This is a genomic window from Pediococcus argentinicus (assembly GCF_001437605.1).
Classification (GTDB): Bacteria; Bacillota; Bacilli; order Lactobacillales; family Lactobacillaceae; genus Pediococcus; species Pediococcus argentinicus.
In genome coordinates, this window is sequence record NZ_JQCQ01000050.1 from 1 (window position 1) to 8,232 (window position 8,232).

8 protein-coding genes are annotated in these 8,232 nt (G+C 35.4%); 2 read left to right on the top strand and 6 right to left on the bottom strand.

The genetic code is table 11. The annotated features are described in order from the left end of the window. Nucleotides 1-267: 267 nt before the first annotated feature. Nucleotides 268-1,227: a zinc-binding alcohol dehydrogenase family protein gene (locus tag IV88_RS08490; RefSeq protein WP_057800469.1), complete on the top strand. Its 960-nt coding sequence runs from the start codon at nucleotides 268-270 to the stop codon at nucleotides 1,225-1,227. A 21-nt stretch (nucleotides 1,228-1,248) separates the two neighbouring features. Here the strand turns inward: IV88_RS08490 and IV88_RS08495 are convergent, their stop codons facing one another. Next, a complete protein-coding gene (locus IV88_RS08495) occupies nucleotides 1,249-1,857 on the bottom strand; it encodes a hypothetical protein (RefSeq protein ID WP_057800470.1) in 609 nt (202 codons plus the stop codon). Between the two features lie 354 nt (nucleotides 1,858-2,211). Between IV88_RS08495 and IV88_RS09595 the strand changes: the two genes are divergently transcribed. Further along, entirely contained in the window at nucleotides 2,212-2,397 is a 186-nt protein-coding gene (locus tag IV88_RS09595) for an IS3 family transposase (RefSeq protein ID WP_371862103.1), read from the top strand. A gap of 202 nt (nucleotides 2,398-2,599) precedes the next feature. Here the strand turns inward: IV88_RS09595 and guaA are convergent, their stop codons facing one another. The 5 genes from guaA to IV88_RS08520 all read right to left on the bottom strand — a co-directional run bounded on the left by guaA (nucleotide 2,600) and on the right by IV88_RS08520 (nucleotide 8,121). Further along, a complete protein-coding gene (guaA, locus tag IV88_RS08500; RefSeq protein WP_057800471.1) occupies nucleotides 2,600-4,153 on the bottom strand; it encodes a glutamine-hydrolyzing GMP synthase in 1,554 nt (517 codons plus the stop codon). Between the two features lie 113 nt (nucleotides 4,154-4,266). After that, a complete protein-coding gene (gene smpB, locus IV88_RS08505) occupies nucleotides 4,267-4,737 on the bottom strand; it encodes an SsrA-binding protein SmpB (RefSeq protein WP_057800472.1) in 471 nt (156 codons plus the stop codon). Nucleotides 4,738-4,759: 22 nt separating this feature from the next. Next, nucleotides 4,760-7,117 carry a ribonuclease R gene (rnr, locus tag IV88_RS08510; RefSeq protein ID WP_057800473.1) on the bottom strand — a complete coding sequence of 786 codons (2,358 nt, stop codon included), beginning with the start codon at nucleotides 7,115-7,117 and terminating at the stop codon, nucleotides 4,760-4,762. A 70-nt stretch (nucleotides 7,118-7,187) separates the two neighbouring features. Further along, a complete protein-coding gene (gene secG / locus IV88_RS08515) occupies nucleotides 7,188-7,424 on the bottom strand; it encodes a preprotein translocase subunit SecG (RefSeq protein ID WP_057800474.1) in 237 nt (78 codons plus the stop codon). A gap of 79 nt (nucleotides 7,425-7,503) precedes the next feature. Next, on the bottom strand, nucleotides 7,504-8,121 hold the full coding sequence (locus IV88_RS08520) for a hypothetical protein (protein WP_057800475.1): 618 nt from the start codon (nucleotides 8,119-8,121) through the stop codon (nucleotides 7,504-7,506). Between the last annotated feature and the right edge of the window lie 111 nt (nucleotides 8,122-8,232).

Sequence of the window (8,232 nt, forward strand, 5' to 3'; positions counted from 1 at the left end):
TCACCAACAACAGTTGACGAACAACCATTAATTTTCTAAATATATTGAGCCTTTTTATCTATAAACACTGTTATATCAACGCTTCCAGGCTATTCCCACTCAAGAAACCAAAACGTCCGTCTAATACTGTTGTATCAGTAATTATTCAAATAACTTTGTAAATCCTTACCGTTTTGGTGTCAAAATCAAGAACATAATCTCTACCCATCCAGTAATTATTTTACTAGTATATAATAATATTACTATTATTATTTGGAGGTTAAATTCATGAAAGCAATAGTTGTTAATAATCCTGGTGGTCCAGAAGTCCTAGAGTACAAAGATATCCCTACTCCCAAAATAAAGTCTGGTTGGTCATTAGTTAAGGTTCGTGGGTTCGGTATAAATCATTCTGAAATTTTTACTAGGGAAGGAAAATCGCCAAGCGTTACCTTTCCAAGAGTTTTAGGAATTGAAGCAGTTGGAACAATTGAGGAGTCATCAGATGAAAGTCGTTTACCAATAGGTCAAAAGATAATATCAATTATGGGCGAAATGGGTAGAGAATTCGACGGTGGTTACGCAGAATATGTATTATTACCAAATAATCAGATTTATCCAATTAATACTGACCTTAGCTGGGAAAAACTCGCTGCTGTACCAGAAACATACTATACTGCATATGGTTCATTAATCGGTCTCAATATCCAACCTAACCAATCTTTATTAATTCGTGGTGCAACAAGCGGCGTGGGAATAGCTGCTGTTAAACTTGCAAAAGCAATGTTTCAAGAATTGAAAGTTATAGGTACTTCAAGATCTAGCAAAAAAGAAAAAATGTTACTTGATGTTGGATTTGATAAAGTAATTATTGATAATGGCGCATTGCAAACAGATATGAAGTTTGATCGAATTCTAGATATAATCGGTCCAAAAACCGTTCCTGATTCACTTCAAAAACTAAATACATACGGAATTGTCTGTTCTACCGGTCAACTAGGTGGTGTTTGGACTTTGAATAATTTTGATCCAATTATCAAGATTCCAAATAATTGTTACTTAACTTCCTTTTATTCCGGTGATGTAAAAGAAAAAGAGTTAAACGATATGTTGAAATTTATTGAGAAAAACAATGTAGATGTAGCTCCTGAAAAAATATATAAACTATCCGAAACGCGATTGGCTCATGAGTATTTAGCAAGTAGTAATAGTTTTGGTAAAACAGTTGTATTGCCTTTTGGGATTTAATATTAGTTTCTCAAAACTATATCAGTCAAACGATTTAATCTCTAAATCTTTAAAGTACCCTTTAGTTCCAGTATCCACAAATAAACCTATTGCTCCGTGGCTATCATGATTCATTTTTAATTTATTAATATGTAGTGCTGGAATATCCATATTATTTACGTAGAGATCTGCACAGCCGTCTTTAACAACCACTTTAATAACAATCCATTCATCTAATCCAATATCAGCAGGCCCTTCGAAACCATAAATATTATTGCTTCGAAAGTAATCAAATGTGAACTTTGGATAAGAGAAGTATTGAATTGCTCGATTTTTTCTAACCTTATCACTAATTCTTCCATTCTCCGGTCGAATATAAAACGCCTCAAAAGCGGTATTATCATTGTTAATTCTAAACGCAATACCTATGAAACCTCGAGCAAAGTCTGGTGCATCTGGTAGTAATTGACTTAACACTTTTACTTTTATCTCACCATTATGGAATTTAAGATGTTCTAGCTTCGCATAAGTATTCGCATCAAAAGTTTGAATATCTTTATTTTTAATAACTTGCATAACGGATTCTTCTTGTAAAACTTCCAATTTTGTTTGTACATTAACTGATTCGAATGATTGTAATTTTATATCCATATGCAATACCTCGATTTATTTTCTACTTACATAATAATCAATAATATTCAATTTTAAAAGTAATTAATAGTTAAATTGTGACCCCTACCTATATCGGATAATTTTATTCTCTATTAAAATTTGTCTCAACTTTTATACTAGCTTCAGAATATTTAAACTTCGAAGAGAATATTCATGCAGACTCTTCTCTAGAAGAAATTTCTCTTTTAATAAAAAAAGATAAAAAGCTTCCTAAAAATATTGATGAACTTTTCTGCAAAATTAGAAGTTCAAATAGTATTGATGATTATAATTATTTGAGTACCTTAATTGATCAAATTATCAGTATTATTTAGATGCTAAATTGAAGCTAGTATATCGGATTATGAGGAAGCAAGACTAGATATTTTTGATTATTTAATCAGATTTTACAATAACAAACGAATACATGATGCAATTTCACATTTAACACCAAATAAATTTGAGCGAAATTTATTAATGCATCGTAAAAAAGTCTCTTATTTTGTGTCTCACTTATTGACTTCAATCCATAATAATTAGGAATATAATTAAAATTTACTACGAAAAGTATTACTAAAATAGCTATTGAAATTTAATTTTTCAAATAATCTAAATATTAAAAAAATAAAACAGATAACATCTAGAATTAACTTCCTAAATATTATATGTTTTTTTTCTGGCGTATTCTCTGGCGAATATTCAACCTATTTTATACCATTCTAAAATTTGTAANCGTCTCCGGTCATTCCCACTCAATCGTTGCAGGTGGCTTGCTTGTAATATCGTACACTATGCGATTAACGTGATCAACTTCGTTTACAATTCGAACTGAAATCTTCTGCAAGACTTCCCAAGGGATACGAGAGAAGTCAGCCGTCATACCATCAATGGATGAAACAGCACGAATACCAACAGTGTAATCGTAAGTACGGCCATCACCCATAACACCAACACTGCGAATTCCTGGTAAGACAGTAAAGTATTGCCAGATTTCGCGGTCTAAGCCAGCTTTTTTGATTTCTTCGCGAAGAATCAAATCGCTATCACGAACGATATTAAGCTTGTCTTCTGTGATTTCACCGATTACACGAATACCAAGACCTGGTCCTGGGAATGGTTGGCGCCAAACTAAGTCTTCTGGCATACCAAGTTTTTCACCTAGTTCACGAGCTTCATCCTTGAATAAGCTACGTAATGGTTCAATCAAACTAAAGTGCATGTCTTCTGGAAGTCCACCAACGTTATGGTGAGATTTGATTGTTTGAGCAGTATCAGTACCACTTTCAATCACATCAGTATAAAGCGTACCTTGCGCAAGGAAATCAATTCCATCTAACTTTTGAGCTTCATCATTGAAGACTTGAATAAACTCATTTCCAATAATCTTGCGTTTCTTTTCAGGATCAGAAACACCAGCTAATTTGTTTAAGAAGCGTTCTTGAGCATCCACTTTAATGATGTTTAAGCCAAACTTGCCTTCTAAGCTATCCATAACTTGATCAGCTTCACCCTTACGCAGGAGGCCGTGATCAACGAAGATACTTACAAGTTGGTTACCAATAGCTTTGTGTAGTAATACACCTACAACACTGGAATCAACACCACCTGAAAGTCCAAGAAGAACTTTACGGTCGCCCACTTCGGCACGAATCTTTTCGATTTGAATATCGATAAAGTCTTTCATAGACCAGTTAGCAGCAGCTTCACAAACATCGAATGCAAAATGTTTCAAAATTTCATTACCATACTGAGTGTTACGCACTTCAGCATGGAACTGAATTCCGTAGAATTTACGATTATTGTCTGCCATTGAAGCAATAGGACAATTCTTACTTGTAGCAACTTCTGTGAATCCTTCTGGGACTTCACGAACTAAGTCACCATGACTCATCCAAACTGTTTGTTTGGCTGGTAATCCTTTGAACATTACAGCTTGATCATCAGTCACTTCAATATCAGCATGACCGTATTCACGGTTATCAGCTGGTTCTACGCGTCCACCAAGATTGTAAGCCATCAATTGCATTCCGTAACAAATACCTAAAATTGGAATACCAAGCTTATAAATCTCTGGATCAATCCGAAATGCGTCATCATCATAAACACTGTTAGGACCACCAGAGAAAATAATACCCTTAGGATTAATTTTCTTGATTTCTTCTGCAGTAGTTTTGTGTGACATCAGTTCGGAGTATACGCCAAATTCGCGAATTCGTCTGGTAATCAATTGGTTGTATTGACTACCAAAGTCCAACACGATAATTTTATCAAAATTTGATAAATCTAAGTTTGCCAAGCCCTTCACCTCATTTATTTAATCTACCTACTATGATACAGGATTTTTGTCAAAAACCCCACCCCTGAATCGTACCTATCAAAAAAAGATAAGATTTCTCCTATCTTTCTTGTCTAACGATAATTCTTCAAAGCCCGATCAATCTCACGTTGTTGATCACGTTTCTTAATGGTTTCACGTTTATCATACTCATGTTTACCTTTGGCAATTCCAATTAACACTTTAGCAAAACCATGTTTCAGATAAACCTTAAGTGGGACGACAGTAATTCCCTTAGTTAACGTTTGTTCTTGAAGAATCTTAATTTGTTTTTTGTGTAATAAGAGCTTGCGATTACGAAGAGGATCATGGTTAAACTGATTCCCCTGTGTATACTCACTAATGTGAATATTCATTAGATATGCTTCACCATTTCGAACTTGCACGAATCCATCTTTTAACGTAATACGTCGAGCACGAACTGATTTAATTTCAGTTCCGGTCAACACCATTCCGGCCTCCATCGTATCCAGAATCGAATAGTCATGGCGGGCTTTTTTATTTTGTGCGAGAGCATCATCTTGGACTTTTTTCTTCTTTGCCATCTGAATGCCTCCCTTAATTTAATTAATGTTTATTTTGGGCCTGTTTTACATTTTTGTCACGGTAAAATGGCTTTTTATGATCAGCATTCTTACCATTCTTATGGAAATTCTTATTGCGACCACCGTTACGACCCTTATTTTTATCATTGCGAGGGCTACGTGCAGGACGTGGTGGTAGCTTGATCTCACTAGTTCGTGTCTTCTCAGGATGAAGTAACTCAAAGTCAACCTCAGCCTGTTCTTTATCAACACGAATTAATTTAACTTCGATTTCTTGTCCAATTTGGAAAGTACGGTGTGTGTTACGACCAACTAAAGCCATTTGATTTTCAACGTATTCGTAGTAATCATCACGCATTGTACTGATATGGATTAAGCCTTCAACGGTATTTTCCAATTCAACAAACAAACCAAACTTCATAACTGAACTAACCACGGCGGTGAACGTCTCACCAACGTGATCACCCATGTATTCAGCCTTCTTCATTGCATCAACGTCACGTTCTGTATCAATACCACGACGTTCAAATTTAGAAGTATGATCAGCAATTTCAGGTAAAGCATCAATGTATTTAGCTTGTGATTCTTCACCAATACCATCTTCTGCGTAATGTCTGATTAAACGATGAACCATCAAATCAGGATAACGACGAATTGGTGATGTGAAATGCGTATAGTATTTAGCAGCTAGTCCAAAGTGACCAAGTGATTGATCTGAGTACTTAGCCTGTTTCATACTACGTAACATCATAACTGAAATCATTGCCTCTTCAGGTGTACCAGCAACTTGTTTCAGTACACTTTGCATCATCTTAGGCTTAAGGTCTTTAACATTTCCCTTAACAACATGACCAAAGTTAGTTAAGAATTCAAAGAATGACAACATTCTTTCACTATCTGGCGTTTCGTGAACACGATACAAGAATGGTACTTTTTCATTGTAGTAATGTTCAGCAACAGTTTCATTAGCTGCCAACATAAATGATTCAATCATTCGTTCTGAAGTTCCGCGAACACGAATCTTAATGTCAATTGGATGACCTGTTTCGTCAACAATGATTTGTGCTTCGTTATCGTCAAATTCAATAGCTCCACGACGCTTACGACGTTTGAGCATAATCTTATGCAAAGCACCCATTAAATCAAACATTGGAACTAATTCAGCATAACGTTCACGCATCTTTTCATCATGAGCTTCTAAAATCTTATTAACGTTGTTGTAAGTCATACGTGCATTCGATTCAATCACACTAGGATAAATCTTATGATTAACGACCTTGCCTTCAGGATCCACTTCCATCTCACACGTCATTGCTAGACGCTCAACGTTAGGGTTTAAAGAACAGATTCCATTTGATAACTTACGTGGCAACATTGGCACCACTCGGTCTGTTAAATAAACACTAGTACTACGACGATAAGCTTCCTTATCTAGAGGTGAGCCTTCCTTAACATAGTGCGAAACATCAGCGATACTTACGTATAAGTGATAGTTTCCGTTTTCTAACTGACTCAAGCCAACAGCATCATCAAAATCCTTTGAGTCATCACCATCAATGGTAACCATTGGAACATCGGTTAAATCAACACGACCAGTTTCATGCTTTTCGTCTTCTGTGACATATTCAGGAATATCTTTAATTTCTTCCTTAACATCATCAGGAAATTCAACAGGAACATCATGTTGGTAAATAATCTGAAGAATATCTACCCCAGGATCATCTTTGTAACCAATTGTTTCAACAGAAACCCCTGCTATCAACTTAGGAGCGTTTGGCTTTGGATATTGAGTAACATTAGTTGTGATAACAGCGCCGTCCTCTGGCTTGATACCACCGCCTAAAACATCAAATTGGTAACTCGACATCTTCTTATCTTGAATATTAATGTGACCCAAGACATTATTTTTAGGTTCTGGTGCATACTCAAATACACCGACTGCTTGTTTAAAATGACGGTCAGTAATTTTTTTGACAATTCCTTCAGGTCCACGATCATCTTTACCTTTACCATTAGATGGACGAGTTATTTTAACATCAACCTCATCCATATTTAAGGCATAGGCAGTATGATCTTCACTGATATAGATGTCAGGAATTTCATCATCTTCAACTGAAACAAATCCGAATCCACGATCATTAGCATGAAATACACCATGCACTAATAATTGGTTTTTAGGACGTTCCACCATGAATTTATCACCTTCAACAATCTGTACCTTATTAGACCGTTCCATAGCAGCCAAATCTTTAACTAAAATATTGAAAACACTGGCACCTTCAAGATCCAGTCCCTCAAATATTTGTTGAGCTGTAAATTTTTCTTTAGGACTTCTTTGTAAAAAGCTCAATATCGAAGTCTGTAATTTATTTGATTCCATTTTTTACCTCGTAAAATCAATAAAAAGCGGGACAAATACACATTTGTCTCGCTTTGTTATCATACTTATTTTAGTGTGCAGAAACATAAACCATTGCAATCGCAATTACGAAGAACAAAGCAAGCAAAACTGCAGTAACTTTCTGCATAAATGCTTCAAAGCCCCGTGGTTTTTGTTTAGCGAATAAGTCGCCAGCTCCACCAGAAAGAGAAGACATTGCACTATCAGTCTTAGCAGGCTGCATCATAACAGCAATAATAATTAAAACTGAAAGTACTAACAAAATTGTCATTAATAGTGTATACACGTAATGACCTCCTAATCAAGACATAACATTTATACTCTAATTTAACACATTTGTGCTTGTTTTACCATACCCAGCCTGTTTAATCATCGCCCCAAATTGGGTTCTCACCTTTTAGAATTTGAGGATAATGCGTACCTTTTGCGAGGGTCTCAAACTCCTTAGTCGTGTCTTCCAAGAAAACTTTATCTTCTCCTGTATGACTCTGCCATAATTTTACTAAGGTCAATGGATCCTCTACTTCAATCAAATGTTCCTTGAAGATTGGTAGTAAACTATTGAGCGCTTTAAAATCCGAATTCAAAATATGAAACTCGCCCTGATTGGTTTTAATTGTTAACAAAAGCCATAGATAACCATATGGATATCCATTAAGTTCTTCAGTAACTACTCCGCCAACCTGAACCCATTCGATATCATCATACGTGCAGTTGATTACTTCCTCACTCTTACCGTTGTAAAAGACAATTCGATCCACACCGAACTTAACTACACCGTTCTTTTTACCACCACGATATAAGTCTCTCTCAATCGAAATTATTGCTTCAATAAGAAGCTTAGGTCTCAAATCATTATCAGGATAAGTTTTTTGTCCAGCTTCGATTTTGGCTCTAGTCATATAATTCTCATAATTGAATTTACTACCAGGTAAAATAACACCATTTTGGCTATCAAAGATTTTTTGATTAATTTCATGCATAATTTCCGCCTCCACTCGTTTAACGCTTCCGTATATGATTATGATAGTTCTTGCGTTAAATGAATGCAAGCATAAGAAACAAAAGGTTCTACAATATCTGTTGTTGGTAAT

What these genes read in the sequence shown, in the direction of transcription:
- IV88_RS08490 (WP_057800469.1), top strand. Translation starts at nt 268, where the DNA reads ATGAAAGCAATAGTTGTTAATAATCCTGGTGGTCCAGAAGTCCTAGAG.
- IV88_RS08495 (WP_057800470.1), bottom strand. Translation starts at nt 1,857, where the DNA reads ATGGATATAAAATTACAATCATTCGAATCAGTTAATGTACAAACAAAA.
- smpB (WP_057800472.1), bottom strand. Translation starts at nt 4,737, where the DNA reads ATGGCAAAGAAGAAAAAAGTCCAAGATGATGCTCTCGCACAAAATAAA.
- rnr (WP_057800473.1), bottom strand. Translation starts at nt 7,117, where the DNA reads ATGGAATCAAATAAATTACAGACTTCGATATTGAGCTTTTTACAAAGA.
- IV88_RS08520 (WP_057800475.1), bottom strand. Translation starts at nt 8,121, where the DNA reads ATGCATGAAATTAATCAAAAAATCTTTGATAGCCAAAATGGTGTTATT.